Genomic DNA, 16,634 nt, shown 5'->3' on the forward strand with positions numbered 1-16,634 from the left:
CGCCTTTCTCAAGGGTCTCATCACATGAATTTCTTGCAATTCCTCTCCGGATAGGCCCTAATCGGCGGCGATGACATCCCCATCTGTGACGTCGGGAATGTCATCCTCCGCGGCAGGCCGGGCGGCTCCGCGCCGATCTGTCCCGCGGCAAGAAGGAAGGAAGCCATGTCGAACCCCAACAACCCCGATCATCTGGTGGGGGTGCTGCGCGACACCATCGTCGCGCTGGTGCGCCGGGACGGGCCCGACCTCTCCGCACGGCAGCTCGCCGTGTTTCTCACCGTCTATCTCAGCCCGGGGCCGCATACGGTGCGCGGCCTGGCGCAGGAGTTGAACGTCTCCAAGCCCGCCATCACCCGCGCGCTGGACAGGCTGGGCGAGCTCGACCTCGCCCGCCGCAAGGTGGACCCGATGGACCGCCGCTCGGTGCTGGTGCAGCGCACGCTCAAGGGGGCCGTGTTCCTGCGCGACCTGCGCACCACCATGGCCGAGGCGGAGGGCGTGATCAGCGAGATGCCCCTGCCCGAGACCATGGGCGAGGAGCTGGAGCCCTCCGTCCGCTACGCCTGATCAGTAGCCGGCCGCGAAATCCACCAGGTTGATGAGCGGCCGCCCCTCGCGCGCGCGGTGGATGTTCTCCACCACCTGGGGCGCCGCGCTCTCCGGGATGGTGATGCTCGCCGCGTGCGGCCAGACCAGCACGCGCGGATGGCCCCAGAAGGGGTGATCGGCCGGCAGGGGCTCGGGCTCGAACACGTCGAGCGCGGCGGCGGCGATGTGCCCGGAATCGAGGGCGGCCAGCAGATCCTCCGCCACCACATGCCCGCCGCGCGCGGCGTTGATCACGAAGGCCCCGCGCGGCAGCAGGGCGAGGCTGCGCGCGTTGATCACGCCGCGCGTCTCGGGCGTCAGCGGCAGCAGGCAGACCAGGATGTCCGTCCGCGCCAGCATGGCCGAGAGCCCCTCGGCGCCATGGAAGCATTCCACCCCCTCGCGCCGGCGCGGCCTGCGCGTCCAGCCCATCACCGGGAAGCCGAGGGCGCGGAGCGCATCGGCCGCCGCCCCGCCCAGCTCGCCCAGGCCGAGGATGCCCACGCGGCGCTTCGCCGTGTCCGGCGCGGGCAGCTCCTCCCACAGGCGCGCTGCCTGCTGGGCGCGGTATTCCAGGTCCTGCCGGTGGAAGCGCAGCACGTTCAGCAGCACCCACTCTGTCATGCCCTGGGTGAGCCGCGCATCCTTGAGCCGCGCCACCGGCACGCCGGGCGGGGGCCCGGGCGGGCGGAGCAGATGGTCCACCCCCGCGCCCATGGAGACGAGCAGCCGCAGCTTCGGATAGCGGCGCAGCTCCGCCATGTCGTGCTGCGTCCAGCACACGGCGGCCTCGATCTCGGCCGGATCGCCGGCATCGGGGTGGAGGCGGATGTCGAGGCTCGGGTCCACCGCCAGCAGCGCGGCCTTCCAGGCCTGCATGGTCGCGGCCTTGGTGGAGAGCAGAACGGCCATCAGGGCGTGTCCTCGTGGAAGGAGCGGACATAGGCGCGCCAGTCGTCGCGGCGCGTCGCCACCCGCTCCGCGCCGTCGGGCAGCTTCGCGTAGAGGCTCAGCACGCCGCGCGACCAGAGCAGGTCGAAGCGCGCGGGGTCGGCCAGCGCATAGGCGGCGCTGCGGTCGAAGACGCCATCCTTCACCCGCGGCAGCACCTTCGCGATCCACCACCAGCAGCCGACGGCGAGCACCGCCGCGCCCAGGTAGAAATGCACGAGCGCGGTGGCGAGGAAGCTCGACGTCAGGATCAGCGCGGCGGGCCAGATGTTCTCGCCATAGCGATAGACCGGGCTGCCGGGCGAGTTCATCTTGCGGATGTGCACGCCGAGCTTCACCCGCCCCTGGTCCAGCAGGTCGCGCAGGCGTTCCAGCTCCTCGCCCTCCCAGGGGTGTCTCGCCTCAGCCGCTTGCATCTCGTTCCGTCGGGCCCTGTTCCTCGGCGCGCAGCTCGAAGGCGGCGGCCATCAGGGCGCGCGTATAGGGCTCGCGCGGCGCGGAGGTAAGGGCCTCGGCCTCGCCTTCCTCGACGATGCGGCCCGCGCGCATCACCGCGATGCGGTGCGCCATGGCGCGCACCACGCGCAGGTCGTGCGAGATGAAGATGTAGGCCAGCCGATGGCGCGCCTGCAGCTCGCGCAGCAGCTCCACCACCTGCGCCTGCACGCTGACGTCGAGCGCCGAGGTCGGCTCGTCCAGCACCACGAGGCGCGGCTTGAGCACCAGGGCGCGGGCGATGGCGATGCGCTGGCGCTGCCCGCCCGAGAACTCGTGCGGGTAGCGCCCGGCCATGGCGGGATCGAGCCCCACCTCGGCCAGCGCCTCGGCCACCCGCGCCGCGCGCTCGGCCGGCGGCAGCGAGGGCGCGTGCACCGTCAGCCCCTCCCCCACGATCTCGCCCGCGCTCATCCGCGGCGAGAGCGAGCCGTAGGGGTCCTGGAAGACGATCTGCATCCGCGCGCGCAGCGGGCGCAGCGCGGCGCGCGAGAGGCCCTGCAGATCGCGCCCCTCGAAGCGGATCGCGCCCTCGCTGGCCTCCAGCCGCAGCAGGGCGAGGCCGAGCGTGGTCTTGCCCGAGCCGCTCTCGCCCACGAGGCCGAGCGTCTCGCCCTCGCGCACCGAAAGGCGCACGCCGTCCACCGCCTTCACGTATCCCACCGTCCGGCGCAGCAGGCCGCGGCGGATGGGGAAATGGACGCGCACATCCTCGGCGCGCAGCAGCTCCGCCGCCTCGGCGGGCACGGGGGCGGGCCGGCCCTTGGGCTCGGTGGCCAGCAGCATGCGCGTGTAGGGGTGCTCGGGCGCGGCGAAGACGCGCGCCACCCCGCCCTGCTCCACCACCCGCCCGTCCTTCATCACCACCACGCGGTCGGCGTGGCGCTTCACGATGGTGAGGTCATGGGTGATGAGCAGCATCGCCATGGAGAGGCGGCGCTTGAGATCGGCCAGCAGCTCCAGGATCTGCGCCTGGATGGTGACGTCGAGCGCGGTGGTGGGCTCGTCGGCGATGAGCAGCTTCGGATCATTGGCCAGCGCCGCCGCGATCATCACGCGCTGGCGCTGCCCGCCCGAGAGCTGGTGCGGATAGGCGCCGAGCCGCTCCTCCGCATTCGGCAGCCCGGCGCGGCGCAGCTTCTCGATCACCTCCGCGCGCAGCGCCTCGCCGCGCAGGGGGCGGTGCAGCGTGATCGCCTCGCCCACCTGCCGGCCGATCGTGTGCAGCGGGTTGAGCGAGGTCATCGGCTCCTGGAACACCATGCCGGCCACGCCGCCGCGCAGCCGTCGCAGCTCGGCCTCGCCCGCCGTCAGCACCTCCACGCCGTCGAGCGTGATGCGCCCCTCGGGGTTGCTGCCGGCGGCGGAGAGGAGGCGCAGGAGGGAGAGCGCGGTGACGGATTTCCCGCTGCCCGATTCGCCCACCAGCGCCACCGTCTCCCCCGCCTCGACGCGGAAGGAGACGCCCTCCACCACGCGCCGGCCGCGGAAGGCGACGGCGAGGTTCTCGACGCTGAGCAGGCTCATCGCGCGCCTCCGGGCAGCTTGCGCGGGTCGAAGGCGTCGCGCACCGCCTCGCCGATGAAGATCAGCAGCGTCAGCACGCCGCCCAGCACGATGAAGCCGGTGAAGGCGAGCCAGGGGGCCTGGAGGTTGTTCTTCCCCTGGCTCAGCAGCTCGCCCAGCGAAGGCGAGCCGGGCGGCAGCCCGAAGCCCAGGAAGTCGAGCGAGGCGAGCACGGTGACGCTGCCCGAGAGGATGAAGGGCAGGAAGGTGAGGGTGGCCACCATCGCGTTGGGCAGGATGTGGCTCGCCATCAGCCGCGCATCCGAGACGCCGAGCGCGCGCGCCGCGCGCACATAGTCGAGGTTGCGCCCGCGCAGGAACTCCGCGCGCACCACCCCCACCAGCCCCATCCAGGAGAAGAGCAGCAGGAAGACGAGCAGCGTCCAGAAGGAGGGCTCGATCACGGAGGCCAGGATGATGAGCAGGAAGAGCTGCGGCATGCCCGACCAGATCTCGATGAAGCGCTGGAAGAGCAGGTCCGTCAGCCCGCCGTAATAGCCCTGCACCGCCCCCGCCGCGATGCCGATGAGAGAGGCCGCGATGGTCAGCGTGAAGCCGAACAGCACCGAGATGCGGAAGCCGTAGATCACGCGGGCCAGCACGTCGCGCGCCTGGTCGTCGGTGCCGAGCCAGTTGCGCGCGGAGGGCGGCGAGGGCGCGGGGGTGGGCAGGTCCCGCACGATGGTGGCGTGGCTGAAGGGAATGAGCGGCCAGACCATCCAGCCGCCCGCGGCCGCGATGTCGGCCTGGAAGTCGCGGTCCTTCCAGTCGGCGCGGGTGGGCAGCCCGTTCTCCACCACGTCGCTCTCCGCGTACTCGACGAGGATGGGGAAGAACCACCTGCCCTCCACCCGCGCCAGCAGCGGCCGGTCATTTGCGATCACCTCCGCGAAGAGGGTGAGGAGGAAGAGCAGGCCGAAGATCCACAGCGAGACCATGCCGCGCCGGTTCGCGCGGAAATTCGCGAGGCGGCGCTGCGTGATGGGCGAGAGGCTCATGCGCGGGCGAGGCGGAAGCGCAGCGTCTCGCGCGGGGCGGCCGCGAGGCCCGCCCGCATGGCCGCCGCATCGGCGAAGCGGCCGGGCAGGCGCAGCGCCTCCGTCTCCACCACCAGCGCCGCCGGCGCGAGCGGCCAGGGGTCGAGCGTGGCGGCGAAGGGGCCGGTGCGTATCAGCGTGGCGCCCGCGCAGTCGAAGCGCGGCTGGCCCCAGCACAGGCCGAGCGCGATGCCGTCCACGAGCGCGAGCTTCCGCTGCTGCGGGCGCACCTCGGCCTCGCTCACGCCGAGGCGCGCCATGATCCCGGCGCTCCACGCCCTCTCGCGCGCGATGTAGCCCTCCATGGCCGCGCGGCTCTCGGGCGCGGGGGCCATGCGGTTGCCGAGGATGCCCATGCGGTAGATGTGCGTGCCGTGCAGCAGGACGAGCAGCCCCACCCAGAGCCCCCAGTTGGCCAGCGCGGCCTCCACGCCCTTCTCCCACATCGGCACATGCTCCGCGCCCGAAAGGGCGTTGAAGTGGCGCGGCAGGCCGGTCGCCGGGTCGAACTCCGGCGCCTGCTCCCAGGGCATCCAGGCGCAATCGTGCTGGGCGGCGGCGGTGCACACCGCCTCGAAGGGCTCGGGCCGTTCGGCCAGCGCGCGCATGAGCTGCCCCGCGATCAGCGCATGCGCGGGCTGGGGCGTGGCGAGGACGGAGCCATCCTCCTGCGGCCAGAGGATCAAACCGCCTACCTCCTCGCCTCGAAGTCGATCCGCGGATCCACCAGCGTGTAGGTGAAGTCGCTCACGATCTGCATGAGAAGCCCCAGCAGGGTGAAGATGTAGAGCGTGCCGAACATCACCGGATAATCCCGCCGGATCGCTGCCTCGAAGCCGAGCAGGCCGAGCCCGTCCAGCGAGAAGATGATCTCCACCAGCAGCGCGCCGGTGAACAGGATGCCGATGAAGGCCGCCGGGAAGCCCGCAATGATGATGAGCATCGCGTTGCGGAACACATGGCCGTAGAGCACGCGGCGCTCCGTCGCGCCCTTGGCGCGCGCCGTCAGCACATATTGCTTGTTGATCTCCTCGAGGAAGGAGTTCTTGGTCAGCATGGTGAGGCCCGCGAAGCCGCCGATCACCAGCGTCAGCGTGGGCAGGGTGATGTGCCAGGCGTAGTCCAGCGCGCGCTGCCAGAAGGGCCAGGCCTCCGCGCCCGAGCTCGCGAGCCCCCGCAGCGGGAACCATTGCAGGAAGCTGCCGCCGGCGAAGAGCACCACCAGCAGCACGGCGAAGAGGAAGCCCGGGATCGCATAGCCCACCAGCACCACCGCGCTCGTCCAGAGATCGAAGCGCGACCCGTCGCGCACCGCCTTGCGGATGCCGAGCGGAATGGAGATCAGGTAGATGATCAGCGTGGACCACAGCCCGAGCGAGATGGAGACGGGCAGCTTCTCCACCACCAGATCCCACACCGGCCGGTCGCGGAACAGGGAACGGCCGAGGTCGAAGGTGAGATAGCCGCGCAGCATCTCCGCAAGCCGCGCATGCCAGGGCTTGTCGAAGCCGAAGGCGCGCTCGATCTCGGCCACGATGGCGGGATCGAGACCCCGCGCGCCGCGATAGGCGCCGCGCGGCCCCTCCCCGCCCCCGCCACCGGCCGAAAGCCCGGGCTGCTGGGGCGGACGCACCTCGCCAGGCCCCTCGCCCGTCAGCCGGCCCATCGTGTCGCCCTCGCCACGCAGCTCGGCCAGCATCTGCTCCACAGGCCCGCCCGGCGCGAACTGGATCACAGCGAAGTTGATGAGGATGATCCCGAGCAGCGTCGGCACCACCAGCAACAACCGCCGCAGCAGATAGGCGGTCACGGGCGGCGATCTCCGGGGCGATGCGCCAGCGGGAGGGCGCCGCCCTCCCGCACCCTCCCGCCGGGGACTTTTGGTCCCCGGACCCCTCGGAACCTTGTGGGATGTGGAGGGAGGGGCGTCACGGATGCGTCTGAGGAGAAGCGCGCGCCATGCCCCTCCCTCCACATCCCACCAACGATCATGGGTCCAGGGAACAAGTTCCCTGGCGGGGGAGCGCGAGGGGGCAGCGCCCCCTCGCCGGTGCAGCCGGCCCGGAGGATCACAGTCCGCGCCGTGCTTCCGCGAGGGCGCGGTCGCGGGTGGGGTCGATCCACCAGGAGTCGAAGCCGAGGCCGTAGCGCGGGTTGCGTTCGGGCCGGCCGAAGCGGTCCCAGAAGGCGATCCAGAAGCGGCGGTTGTGCCATTGCGGGATGACGAAGTGGTGGTGCAGCAGCACGCGGTCCAGCGCGCGGGTGCGGTGGATGAGTTCCTCGCGGTCGGGCGCGGTGATGAGGAGCTCCACGAGTTCGTCGATGACCGGGTCGCAGATGCCGGCCACGTTCTGGCTGCCGTTCTGGCGGGCCTTCTCGCAGGTCCAGTAGTCGCGCTGCTCGTTGCCGGGCGAGAGGGACTGGCCCATCACGTCAACGGTCATGTCGTAGTCGAAGGCGTCGATGCGCACCTGGTATTGCGCGGGGTCCACCGTGCGCACGCGCGCCTCGATGCCCAGGCGCTCCAGCCACTGCACATAGGGCAGGGCGATGCGCTCGAAGCTCGCGCCGTTGAGCAGGATTTCGAAGCTGAAGCGCTGCCCCTGGGCGTTGACGAGGCGCCGGTCGCGCACCGTCCAGCCCGCCTCGCGCAGCAGGGCGAGCGCCCGGCGCGCCCCCTCGCGGTTGTTGCCCGAGCCGTCGGTGACGGGCAGGCGGTGCTCGGTGGTGAAGACGCTCTCCGGGATGCGGCCGCGGAAGCGCTGCAGGATTTCGAGCTCGCGCCCGGTGGGCAGCCCGGAGGAGGCGAGTTCCGAGTTGGAGAAGAAGCTCGTGGTGCGGTTGTAGAGCCCGTTGAAGATGTTGGCGTTCAGCCACTCGAAGTCGAACACCTCGATCAGCGCCTGGCGCACCCGGGCGTCCTGGAACAGCGGGCGGCGGAGGTTCACCACGAAGGCCTGCATGCCGGTGGGCAGTTCGTGGCGGATTTCGTCGCGCCGCACGAGGCCGCGCCGCGCGGCCGGGAAATCGTAGCCGGTGGCCCAGTTGCGCGCGATGTTCTCGGTGCGGAAGTCGATCTGCCCGGCCTTGAAGGCCTCGAAGGCCACCGTCACGTCGCGGAAATACTCGTAACGCATCGCGTCGAAGTTGTGCTGGCCGCGCCGGGTGTTGAGGTCGCGCGCCCAGTAGTCCTCGACGCGGCGGTAGATCACGGTGCGGCCAGGCTCGAATCGCTCCAGGCGATAGGGGCCGGAGCCGAGCGGGATGTCGAGCGAGGGGCGCGCGAACTCCCGCCCCTCCCAGAAATGCCGCGGCAGGATCTGCATCTGGCCGAGGATGAGCGCGAGCTCGCGGTTCTCGTTGGTGCGGAAGCGGAAGGTCACGCGGCGGGGCGATTCGGCGAGAACCTCGCTCACGTCCGACCAGTAGGCGCGGTAGAAGGGCCGCCCCTGGCTGCGCAGCGTGTTGAAGGTGAAGGCCACGTCCTCGGCGGTGATGGGCCGGCCGTCGTGCCAGCGCGCGCCCTCGCGCAGCTCGAAGGAGACGCCCATGCGGTCGGCCGGGAGTTCCACCACCTCCGCCACATGCGCGTATTCGGTGCTCGCCTCGTCGGCGCTCTCCTGCAGCAGCGAGTCGTAGAGGTTGACGAGGCCCACCGCCGGGGTGCCGCGCAGGATGAAGCCGTTGAAGCTGTCGAAGCTGCCGATGGCGGTCAGCGCCACCTCGCCGCCCTTGGGCGCATGCGGGTTCACCCAGGGCCAATGGGCGAAGCCGGGGGGCAACGCCGGCTCGCCCAGCAGCGAGAGGGCGTGGGTGCGGATCGTGCCCTGCCGGGCCATGGCCCGGCCGGAGAAGGCGACGAGGCCCACCCCGGCGGCGAAGAGGTCGCGGCGCTTCATGCCCCTGACATTGGGGGCGCGGGCGCGCGGCGGCAACCGTTTCCGGCGGCGCGGGCGGCTGCTACACCGCCCCCATGCTGGCGCTGACCATGGGCGAGCCCGCCGGGATCGGCCCGGAGATCGCCGCCAAGGCCTGGAGGGCGCTCCGCGCGGGCGGGCCGGCCTTTCTTTTCCTGGGCGATGCGGGGCTGGTCGCGGGGGTTCCCGTGGCGTGCGTCGAATCGGTCGAGCAGGCCGCGCGCGCCTTCCCCACGGCGCTGCCCGTGCTGCACCGCCCCCTGCCCGCCTCCGCCACCCCGGGCCGGCCGAGCCCGGCCACCGCCCCCGCCGTGATCGCCGCCATCGAGGAGGCGGTGGCGCTGGCGAGATCGGGCGCGGTGGGTGCCGTGGTGACCAACCCGATCCAGAAATCCGTGCTGACGGCCGCGGGCTTTCCCCATCCCGGCCACACCGAGTTCCTGGGCGCGCTGGCCGGCACGGGCGTGCCGCCCGTGATGATGCTGGCCTGCCCCGGGCTGCGCGTGGTGCCGGTGACGGTGCATGAGCCGCTGCGCCAGGCCATCGCGCGCCTCACGCCGGGGCTGATCGCGGAGCACGCCCGGGTGGCCCATGCGGCGCTGCGGCGGGATTTCGGCATCGCCGCCCCGCGCCTCGCCGTCGCGGGCCTCAACCCGCACGCGGGCGAGAACGGCACGCTGGGCGACGAGGAGGGCCGCATCGTCGCCCCCGCCATCGCCCTGCTGCGCGCCGAGGGCATCGCGGCCACCGGCCCGCACCCGCCCGACACGCTGTTCACCGCCGCCATGCGCCCGCGCTACGACGCCGCCATCTGCCTCTACCACGACCAGGCGCTCATCCCGGTCAAGACGCTGGACATGGCGGGCGGGGTGAACGTGACGCTCGGGCTCTCCATCATCCGCACCAGCCCCGACCACGGCACCGCGCTCGACATCGCCGGGCGCGGCGTGGCCGGGCCGGAGAGCCTGATCGCCGCGCTGCGCTTCGCCCAGAGCCTCGCAGAGACCCGGAGCCGCACGCCATGAGGCTGTCCGTCAACATCGACCATGTCGCCACGCTGAGGAACGCGCGCGGCGGCGCGCATCCCTGCCCGGTGGCGATGGCGCAACTCTGCCTGGATGCGGGGGCCGAGGGCATCACCTTCCACCTGCGCGAGGACCGCCGCCACATCCGCGACGCCGATGTGCGCCGCCTGCACGCGGAGCTGCGCACGCGCCTCAACTTCGAGATGGCCGCGACCCCGGAGATGGTGGGCATCGCCGAGAGCCTGGCGCGCTCTCCCCGGGGCCTCGCCGCCTGCTGCTTCGTGCCGGAGAAGCGCGAGGAGCTGACCACCGAGGGCGGGCTCGACGTGCTGCGCGCCGGGCCCTTCCTCGCCGAGGCCATCGCGCGCATGGCCGCGCAGGGGACGGAGGTGAGCCTCTTCGTGGAGCCGGACGCGGCGCAGATCGAGGCCGCCGCGCGGCTCGGCGCCAAGGCGGTGGAGCTGCACACCGGCAGCTATGCGGACGCGGCGCCCGAGGCGCGCCCGGCGCTGGTCGCGCGGCTCGCGGAGGGCGCGCGGGTGGCGGCGGGGCTCGGCCTCGCGGTGCATGCGGGGCACGGGCTCTCCTTCGAGACGATCGGGCCCGTGGCGGCGATCCCCGAGATCTGCGAGGTCTCCATCGGGCATTTCCTGGTGGGGGCGGCGCTGGCCGAGGGGTTCCCCGGGGCGGTGGCGCGCATGCGCGGGCTGATCCGGACCGCGCGCGGGGGGTGATCCGGGCGGCCTGCGAGGCCGACCGCGTCCTGCCGGCCGGCACGGCGGTGGCTGTTCACCGCGCGTCAAGCTTTCTCCGCCAGCATGCCGGGATGACCCAGCCGACACAGCCCCCACGCCTCGACCGGACGCCCAAGGCCCAGGCCCGCACACGGCGCTATGCCGAGGCGCAGACGCCGCTGCCGACCTACATCCTGCAGGGCGCGGCGGGGATGCTGTTCATGATGTTCATTTTCTGGCTCGCGGGCTTCGGCTCCTAGGCACGGCTTCGCCGCGCGTCGCCGGGCGGGGCATCGCTCCGGGGCGCGCGAGAACAGGCGCCCGCCGTCACCCCGGGGCATCCGCGCAAGCGGATCGGGCCCCGGGCCCGCGGCGGGCGCCATGCGTTCCGGCAGGACGCCCACCGCACATCCCGGCCGCTCTGGAAGCCCGCGTTGCATTTTGCAGGGCCTTGCCGAAGGCGAGCGGGGGCGCCGCGCGGATCGCGCCAAAAAGCCATGCGAATCAAATTTCTGCGCGCCTGGCATGGCGCCCGGCCTCCGGCGCGGGATTTGCGAGGCGGGGGCCAGGATCGGCCAGAGGAGAGAGCCACCGCCATGACCCCGACCTCGAGCAGCCTGCGCCCCGCCCGGACCCTCAAGGCCCCCGCGCGCACCCGCAAATACGACAACGCCCCGGCCTCGCTCGGCAGCTATCTGGCGCAGGGCGCCATGGGCCTGGGCGCGATGATGTTCATCTTCTGGCTGGCCGGCTTCGGGTTCTGATCGGTCCGGCCTGACCGCCGCCCGTATCGTGCCGGCGGCCGCTTGCCGTCGCTCCCGAAAAGGCGGCGCGGCCGCCGCACCGGCGCGCGGTGGCCGGGCGGCGAGCAGGGCCGGCACGCCCGGCACCGCCCGCGGCGGGCCGCCTACTCCGCCGCCGGCGCCATGGCGGCGGCCTTCGCCGCCTTCTCCGCGGCCGCCTTCGCCTCCGCCTCGGCCTTCAGCAGCGCGGCGCGGCGCTCCACCAGCTCCACCAGATGGTCCACCATCTCCTCGGTGGTGGTGGTGTGGTCCTGCTTGCCGGCGGCATAGACCATGTGCTTGTCGGCCCCGCCGCCGGTGAGGCCGATGTCGGTCATCAGCGCCTCGCCCGGGCCGTTCACCACGCAGCCGATGATCGAGAGCGTCACGGGCTGCTCGATGTGCGCGAGGCGCTCCTCCAGCATCGCCACCGTCTTCACCACGTCGAAGCCCTGCCGCGCGCAGGAGGGGCAGGAGACGATCTTCACGCCCCGGTGCCTGAGGTGCAGCGCCTTCAGGATTTCCCAGCCCACATGCACCTCCTCCTCCGGCTCGGTGGAGAGGGAGACGCGGATGGTGTCGCCGATGCCGGCCCAGAGCAGGTTGCCGAGGCCGATCGCGCTCTTGACCGTGCCGGTGCGCCGCCCGCCCGCCTCGGTGATGCCGATGTGCAGCGGGTGGTCGCAGGCCTCGGCAAGCTGGGTGTAGGCCGCAACCGCGAGGAACACGTCGGAGGCCTTCACGCTGATCTTGAACTCATGGAAGTCGTTCTGCAGCAGGTGGTCGGCGTGCCAGAGGGCGGATTCCACCAGCGCCTCGGGGTTCGGCTCGCCATATTTCTCGAGCAGGTGCCGCTCCAGGCTGCCCGCGTTCACGCCGATGCGGATGGCGCAGCCGTGGTCCTTCGCGGCCTTCACCACCTCCTTCACGCGCTCGGGGCTGCCGATATTGCCCGGATTGATGCGCAGGCAGGCGGCACCGGCCTCGGCGGCCTCGATGGCGCGGCGGTAGTGGAAGTGGATGTCGGCCACGATGGGCACGTTCACCTCGCGCACGATCTCGCGCAGCGCCGCGGTGCTCTCCTCGTCGGGGCAGGAGACGCGCACGATGTCCACCCCCGCGAGTTCGCAGCGGCGGATTTGCGCGATGGTGGACGCGGCGTCCGAGGTCAGCGTGTTGGTCATGGTCTGCACGCTGATCGGCGCGTCGCCGCCGACGAGCACCTTGCCCACCCGGATCTGGCGGGACTTGCGGCGGGCGATGTGCTGGTAGGGGCGGTAGCTCATGAAATCCCTCGGGCGTGGCGTCGGGAATATAGGCCGCGCGGGGGGCGCGCCCCAAGCGGCGGCGTCAGGGCCGCCCCATCGGCGGCGCGCCGGCGGGGGCGGGCGCCGGGGCGGGCTGCAGCCGCGCCGGCGCGGGCGGGGCGGCCGCGGGCGGGGCCGGGGGGGCGGCGGGCGGCCGTGCGGCGGCCGGCGCGGGCGCGGCGGCGGGCGGCGGCGCGGGCGAGGGCGGCGGCGCGGGCCGGTTGCGCAGCTCGGCCGGGTTGAGCGGCACGTCGCGCCGCACCCCCTGGGTGGCGGCGAAGACCTGCGAGACCTGCCCATCCACCAGCACGTCGATGTTCTGGGCCGCGCCGGTGGAGAGCAGCAGCCCCGTGCGGTCGGCGGGCACGGTCCAGCTCTCGCCCGGCCGCATCACCCGCGCGAGCAGGTTCTGGTTCGCGCGCGGGTCGCGCACCTGCACCCAGGCCTCGCCCTTGGCGCGGATCACCATGCGCCCCTCGCCGGGGGCCGGGGCCGAGGGCTGGGCGGGGGCGGGCGCGGGCGGCGGCGGCACCTGCACGGGAACCGGGGTGGGCACGGGCAGGCTGGGGCTGGGCGGGGCGGCGGCCTGCGGCACGGGGGCGGCGGGCCCCTCCGGGCGCAGCGCCTCGCCCTCGCGCACCGCGCTCTCGAGGCGCGGCGGCGGGGGGGGCACTGCGTCCACCGTCCGGTCGCCCGAGCCGGTCCAGTTGTACCAGGTGATGTAGCTGCCGATGGCCACCGCCGCCCCCAGCAGCACCAGCACACCGGCGGGGAAGCCGCGCTCGGGCACCGGCTCGGGAAAGACCAGATCCTGCCGCTTTCCGGAGGCCGCCTCGCGGAAGCGGCGCACCATGTCGTTCACGTCGAGGCCGAGCGCGCCCGCATAGTTCCGCACGAAGCCGATGGCGTAGGCGGGCGAGGGCAGATCCTTCAGCCGCCCCTCCTCCAGCGCGATGAGATAGACGCGCCGGATGCGGAGCTGGGCCGCCATGTCCTCGATGGAGGCGCCGAGGGCGAGCCGCGCGTCGCGCAGCTCCTCGCCCAGCCGCGCGGCGTCCACCGGCGGGGCCTCGGGGGTGCGGAAACGCTTCATGTCCTCGAACACGCGGCCATGGTTAGAGCAAGCCCCCCGCGGGGCCAAGCGCGCAATGGGCGCGGCGCGGAACCGTCATGGGCCGCACCGGCGGGCGGCCAGCGCCGCCGCGGCCTGGGCGATCAGCTCCGCCACGATCTCGGCCGCCGGCTGCTCGCGCGTCACCATCCCCACGCTCTGGCCGGCCATCAGCGAGCCGTTCTCCACATCGCCCTCGATCACCGCGCGCCGCAGCGCCCCCGCCCAGAAATGCTCGATGTCGAGCTGCGCGGCCTCCCGCGTCAGCTCGCCGGCCTGGAAGCGGCGCAGCACCTCGGCCTGATGGGCCATGAAGCGCTTGGTGCCCTCGTTCTGCAGGGCGCGCACGGGGATGACCGGGAAGCGCTCGTCGAGCTGCACCGAGGGAAGCGCGTCGCGCGCCGCGCCGCGGATGAAGGCGCGCTTGAAGTTCGGGTGCGCGATGCTCTCGGTGGCGCAGACGAAGCGCGTGCCGAGCTGCGCCCCCGCCGCCCCCATCTCGAGATAGGCGAGGATCGCCTCGCCCCGGCCGATGCCGCCGGCGACGAAGACCGGCACCTCGCGCACATGCGGCAGGATTTCCTGCGCGAGCACGTTGAGGCTGACGGGGCCGATGTGTCCGCCCGCCTCGCTGCCCTCGATGACCAGCGCATCCGCCCCGCCGCGGATCAGCTTCCGCGCCAGCGCCAGCGCCGGGGCGAAGCAGATCACCTTCGCCCCCCCGTCCTTGGCGCGCTTCATCGCCGCCCCGGGCGGGATGCCGCCCGCGAAGACGATGTGCGACACCCCCGCGGCGAGGCAGACGTCCACCAGCGCCTCGAGCTGCGGGTGCAGGGTGATGAGGTTCACGCCGAAGGGGCGCGCGGTGAGCGCCCGCGTGGCGGCGATCTCCTCGGCCAGCCGCTCGGGCGCCATTGCCCCGCAGGCGATCACGCCGAAGGCCCCCGCGTTGGAGAGGGCGGCGACGAGGTTGCGCTCGCTCACCCAGGACATCGCACCGCCCAGAATGGCGTGGCGCGCGCCCAGGAAGGCCGCGCCCCGCGCCATCAGCGCATCGAGCGCGGCGAAGGCGGCCTCGGGGATCGCGGGCGGCGCCTCAGGCATCGAGGCCATAGGCCGTGTGCAGCGCGCGCACCGCGAGCTCGGTGTAGTCGGCCGCGACGAGCACGCTGACCTTGATCTCGGAGGTGGAGATGACCTGGATGTTGATGCCCTTCTCCGCCAGCGCCCGGAACATGGTGGAGGCCACGCCCGCATGGGTGCGCATGCCGATGCCCACGACGCTGATCTTCGCCACGTCCGGATCGGCGATCAGCGCCTCGTAGCCGAGCTCGGCGCGCGCCTTCTCGAGGATGTCGGTCGCGCGCGGCAGGTCCGCCCGGCCCACGGTGAAGGTCATGTCGGTGGAGCCGTCCGCGCCGATGTTCTGCACGATCATGTCCACGTTCACGTTCGCGGCCGAGAGGGGGCCGAACACCTTCGCCGCCACGCCCGGCCGGTCGGGCACGCGGCGCAGCGTCACCTTCGCCTCGTCGCGGGAATAGGCGATGCCCGACACGATGGGCTTTTCCATGATCTCGTCCTCATCCACCACGAGCGAGCCCGGCTTGTCCTCGAAGGAGGACAGCACCTGCACCCGCACGCGCTCCTTCATCGCGAGTTCGACGCTGCGCGTCTGCAGCACCTTGGCGCCCACCGAGGCGAGCTCCAGCATCTCCTCGTAGGAAATCCGCTCGAGCTTGCGCGCCCGCGGCACGATGCGCGGGTCGGTGGTGTAGACGCCGTCCACATCGGTGTAGATGTCGCAGCGGTCGGCCTTCAGCGCGGCGGCCAGCGCCACCGCCGAGAGGTCCGACCCGCCGCGGCCGAGGGTGGTGACGCGGTTGCGCGCGGGCTCGATGCCCTGGAAGCCCGCCACCACCGGCACCTGGCCCTGCTCCATGCGCCGGATCAGCTCCGCCCCCTCGATGGATTCGACGCGCGCCTTGCCGTGCGCGGCGTCGGTGCGGATGGGGATCTGCCAGCCCATCCAGGAGCGCGCCTCCACGCCGATGGCCTGCAACGCGATGGCGAGCAGGCCGATCGTCACCTGCTCGCCGGTGGCCACCACCACGTCGTATTCGCGCGCGTCGTGCAGGGGCGAGAGGTCCTGGCACCATTTTACGAGCTGGTTGGTCGCGCCCGCCATGGCGGAGACGACGACGGCCACCTGGTGGCCGGCCTCCACCTCGCGCTTCACGCGGGCGGCGACGTTGCGGATGCGGTCGAGATCGGCGACGGAGGTGCCGCCGAACTTCATCACGATGCGTGCCATCAACGATCCTGGCCCCTCGCGCTCCTGACCCCGGGATGCGGGCCTTGCGGGGGCCTCAAGGGCGGGTCAGATACCGGGCATGGACGGGCGAGACAACCGGCCCCCCGCCACGGGGGCCAGCGCCGACGCGGCGGAGGTGGCGAAATTCGACGCGCTGGCCGCCGAGTGGTGGAACCCGCGCGGGCCCATGGCCCCGCTGCACGCCATGAATCCCGCCCGCATGGGCTGGATCGCCGCGCGCCTCGGCCCGCTCGAGGGCCTGCGGGTGCTGGATGTGGGCTGCGGGGCGGGGCTCGCCTCGGAATGGCTCGCCCGGCGCGGGGCGGCCGTCACCGGGCTCGACGCCGCCGGGGCCGCGCTGGAGGCCGCACGCGCCCATGCCGCCGCCGCCGGGGTGGCGGTGGACTACCGCGAGGGCACGCCGGAGACGCTGGGGGAGACGGGCTTCGACGCGGTGCTGGCGCTGGAGGTCATCGAGCATGTGCCGCCCGCCGAGCGGCCGGGCTTCCTCGCCGCCCTCGCCCGCGCCGTGCGGCCGGGGGGGCAGGTGATCCTCTCCACCCTCAACCGCACGCCGCGCGCCTGGCTGACAGCGAAGCTCGGCGCGGAATACCTGCTGCGCTGGTTGCCCCCGGGCACGCATGAGTTCCGCCTCTTCCTCCGCCCCGCCGAGCTCGGCGCGCTGATGCGCGGGGCGGGGCTGGTGGTGGAGGAGGTGGCGGGACTCTCGCCCAGCCTGCGCGAGGGCTTCGCCGTCACGCGCGACGTGGGGGTGAACTACCTGATGGCAGGGCGGCGGTAGCT

17 protein-coding genes are annotated in these 16,634 nt (G+C 72.8%); 6 read left to right on the forward strand and 11 right to left on the reverse strand.

Annotation, left to right across the window (positions count from 1 at the left end; translation table 11 throughout):
• Positions 1–165 precede the first annotated feature (165 nt).
• Positions 166–570: a MarR family transcriptional regulator gene (locus H596_RS21310; protein WP_084602734.1), complete on the forward strand. Its 405-nt coding sequence runs from the start codon at positions 166–168 to the stop codon at positions 568–570.
• On the opposite strand, the gene H596_RS0112085 is transcribed toward H596_RS21310, so the two are convergent.
• The 7 genes from H596_RS0112085 to H596_RS0112115 all read right to left on the reverse strand — a co-directional run bounded on the left by H596_RS0112085 (position 571) and on the right by H596_RS0112115 (position 8,539).
• Positions 571–1,503 (reverse strand): 2-hydroxyacid dehydrogenase, encoded by a 933-nt coding sequence (locus H596_RS0112085; RefSeq protein WP_027285112.1) that lies wholly within the window; start codon positions 1,501–1,503, stop codon positions 571–573.
• Positions 1,503–1,958: a hypothetical protein gene (locus H596_RS0112090; protein ID WP_051212893.1), complete on the reverse strand. Its 456-nt coding sequence runs from the start codon at positions 1,956–1,958 to the stop codon at positions 1,503–1,505. Before H596_RS0112090 ends, H596_RS0112085 begins: the two co-directional genes overlap by 1 nt.
• Positions 1,945–3,564, reverse strand: a complete 1,620-nt coding sequence (locus tag H596_RS0112095; protein WP_027285114.1) for an ABC transporter ATP-binding protein — start codon at positions 3,562–3,564, stop codon at positions 1,945–1,947. The genes H596_RS0112090 and H596_RS0112095 overlap by 14 nt, the downstream gene beginning before the upstream one ends.
• Positions 3,561–4,601: an ABC transporter permease gene (locus H596_RS0112100; RefSeq protein ID WP_027285115.1), complete on the reverse strand. Its 1,041-nt coding sequence runs from the start codon at positions 4,599–4,601 to the stop codon at positions 3,561–3,563. The genes H596_RS0112095 and H596_RS0112100 overlap by 4 nt, the downstream gene beginning before the upstream one ends.
• Positions 4,598–5,326 (reverse strand): DUF3891 family protein, encoded by a 729-nt coding sequence (locus H596_RS22965; RefSeq protein ID WP_027285116.1) that lies wholly within the window; start codon positions 5,324–5,326, stop codon positions 4,598–4,600. The genes H596_RS0112100 and H596_RS22965 overlap by 4 nt, the downstream gene beginning before the upstream one ends.
• A 5-nt stretch (positions 5,327–5,331) precedes the next feature.
• Positions 5,332–6,450, reverse strand: a complete 1,119-nt coding sequence (locus H596_RS0112110; protein WP_027285117.1) for a microcin C ABC transporter permease YejB — start codon at positions 6,448–6,450, stop codon at positions 5,332–5,334.
• A gap of 259 nt (positions 6,451–6,709) precedes the next feature.
• Positions 6,710–8,539, reverse strand: coding sequence for an extracellular solute-binding protein (locus H596_RS0112115; protein WP_027285118.1), 1,830 nt, complete (start codon positions 8,537–8,539; stop codon positions 6,710–6,712).
• A 74-nt stretch (positions 8,540–8,613) separates the two neighbouring features.
• Here H596_RS0112115 and pdxA point away from each other — a divergent pair, with 74 nt between their 5' ends.
• From pdxA to H596_RS23835, 4 genes are all read left to right on the forward strand, one after another.
• Positions 8,614–9,582 carry a 4-hydroxythreonine-4-phosphate dehydrogenase PdxA gene (pdxA, locus tag H596_RS0112120; protein WP_027285119.1) on the forward strand — a complete coding sequence of 323 codons (969 nt, stop codon included), beginning with the start codon at positions 8,614–8,616 and terminating at the stop codon, positions 9,580–9,582.
• On the forward strand, positions 9,579–10,316 hold the full coding sequence (locus H596_RS0112125; protein WP_027285120.1) for a pyridoxine 5'-phosphate synthase: 738 nt from the start codon (positions 9,579–9,581) through the stop codon (positions 10,314–10,316). The genes pdxA and H596_RS0112125 overlap by 4 nt, the downstream gene beginning before the upstream one ends.
• Before the next feature lie 92 nt (positions 10,317–10,408).
• Positions 10,409–10,576 carry a hypothetical protein gene (locus H596_RS23830; protein WP_156910102.1) on the forward strand — a complete coding sequence of 56 codons (168 nt, stop codon included), beginning with the start codon at positions 10,409–10,411 and terminating at the stop codon, positions 10,574–10,576.
• 336 nt (positions 10,577–10,912) lie between these two features.
• Positions 10,913–11,080, forward strand: coding sequence for a hypothetical protein (locus tag H596_RS23835; RefSeq protein WP_156910103.1), 168 nt, complete (start codon positions 10,913–10,915; stop codon positions 11,078–11,080).
• 143 nt (positions 11,081–11,223) lie between these two features.
• Here the strand turns inward: H596_RS23835 and ispG are convergent, their stop codons facing one another.
• The 4 genes from ispG to H596_RS0112155 all read right to left on the reverse strand — a co-directional run bounded on the left by ispG (position 11,224) and on the right by H596_RS0112155 (position 15,830).
• Positions 11,224–12,384 carry a flavodoxin-dependent (E)-4-hydroxy-3-methylbut-2-enyl-diphosphate synthase gene (ispG, locus tag H596_RS0112140; RefSeq protein ID WP_027285122.1) on the reverse strand — a complete coding sequence of 387 codons (1,161 nt, stop codon included), beginning with the start codon at positions 12,382–12,384 and terminating at the stop codon, positions 11,224–11,226.
• A gap of 64 nt (positions 12,385–12,448) precedes the next feature.
• Positions 12,449–13,510, reverse strand: a complete 1,062-nt coding sequence (locus tag H596_RS0112145; protein ID WP_027285123.1) for a helix-turn-helix domain-containing protein — start codon at positions 13,508–13,510, stop codon at positions 12,449–12,451.
• 63 nt (positions 13,511–13,573) lie between these two features.
• On the reverse strand, positions 13,574–14,620 hold the full coding sequence (locus H596_RS0112150; protein ID WP_211225273.1) for an NAD(P)H-dependent flavin oxidoreductase: 1,047 nt from the start codon (positions 14,618–14,620) through the stop codon (positions 13,574–13,576).
• On the reverse strand, positions 14,613–15,830 hold the full coding sequence (locus tag H596_RS0112155; protein ID WP_027285125.1) for an aspartate kinase: 1,218 nt from the start codon (positions 15,828–15,830) through the stop codon (positions 14,613–14,615). The genes H596_RS0112150 and H596_RS0112155 overlap by 8 nt, the downstream gene beginning before the upstream one ends.
• Before the next feature lie 79 nt (positions 15,831–15,909).
• Here H596_RS0112155 and ubiG point away from each other — a divergent pair, with 79 nt between their 5' ends.
• Positions 15,910–16,632 (forward strand): bifunctional 2-polyprenyl-6-hydroxyphenol methylase/3-demethylubiquinol 3-O-methyltransferase UbiG, encoded by a 723-nt coding sequence (gene ubiG / locus H596_RS0112160; protein ID WP_037301164.1) that lies wholly within the window; start codon positions 15,910–15,912, stop codon positions 16,630–16,632.
• Positions 16,633–16,634 lie beyond the last annotated feature (2 nt).

The sequence above is a fragment of the Rubritepida flocculans DSM 14296 genome, from assembly GCF_000425365.1.
Taxonomy (GTDB): Bacteria; Pseudomonadota; Alphaproteobacteria; order Acetobacterales; family Acetobacteraceae; genus Roseococcus; species Roseococcus flocculans.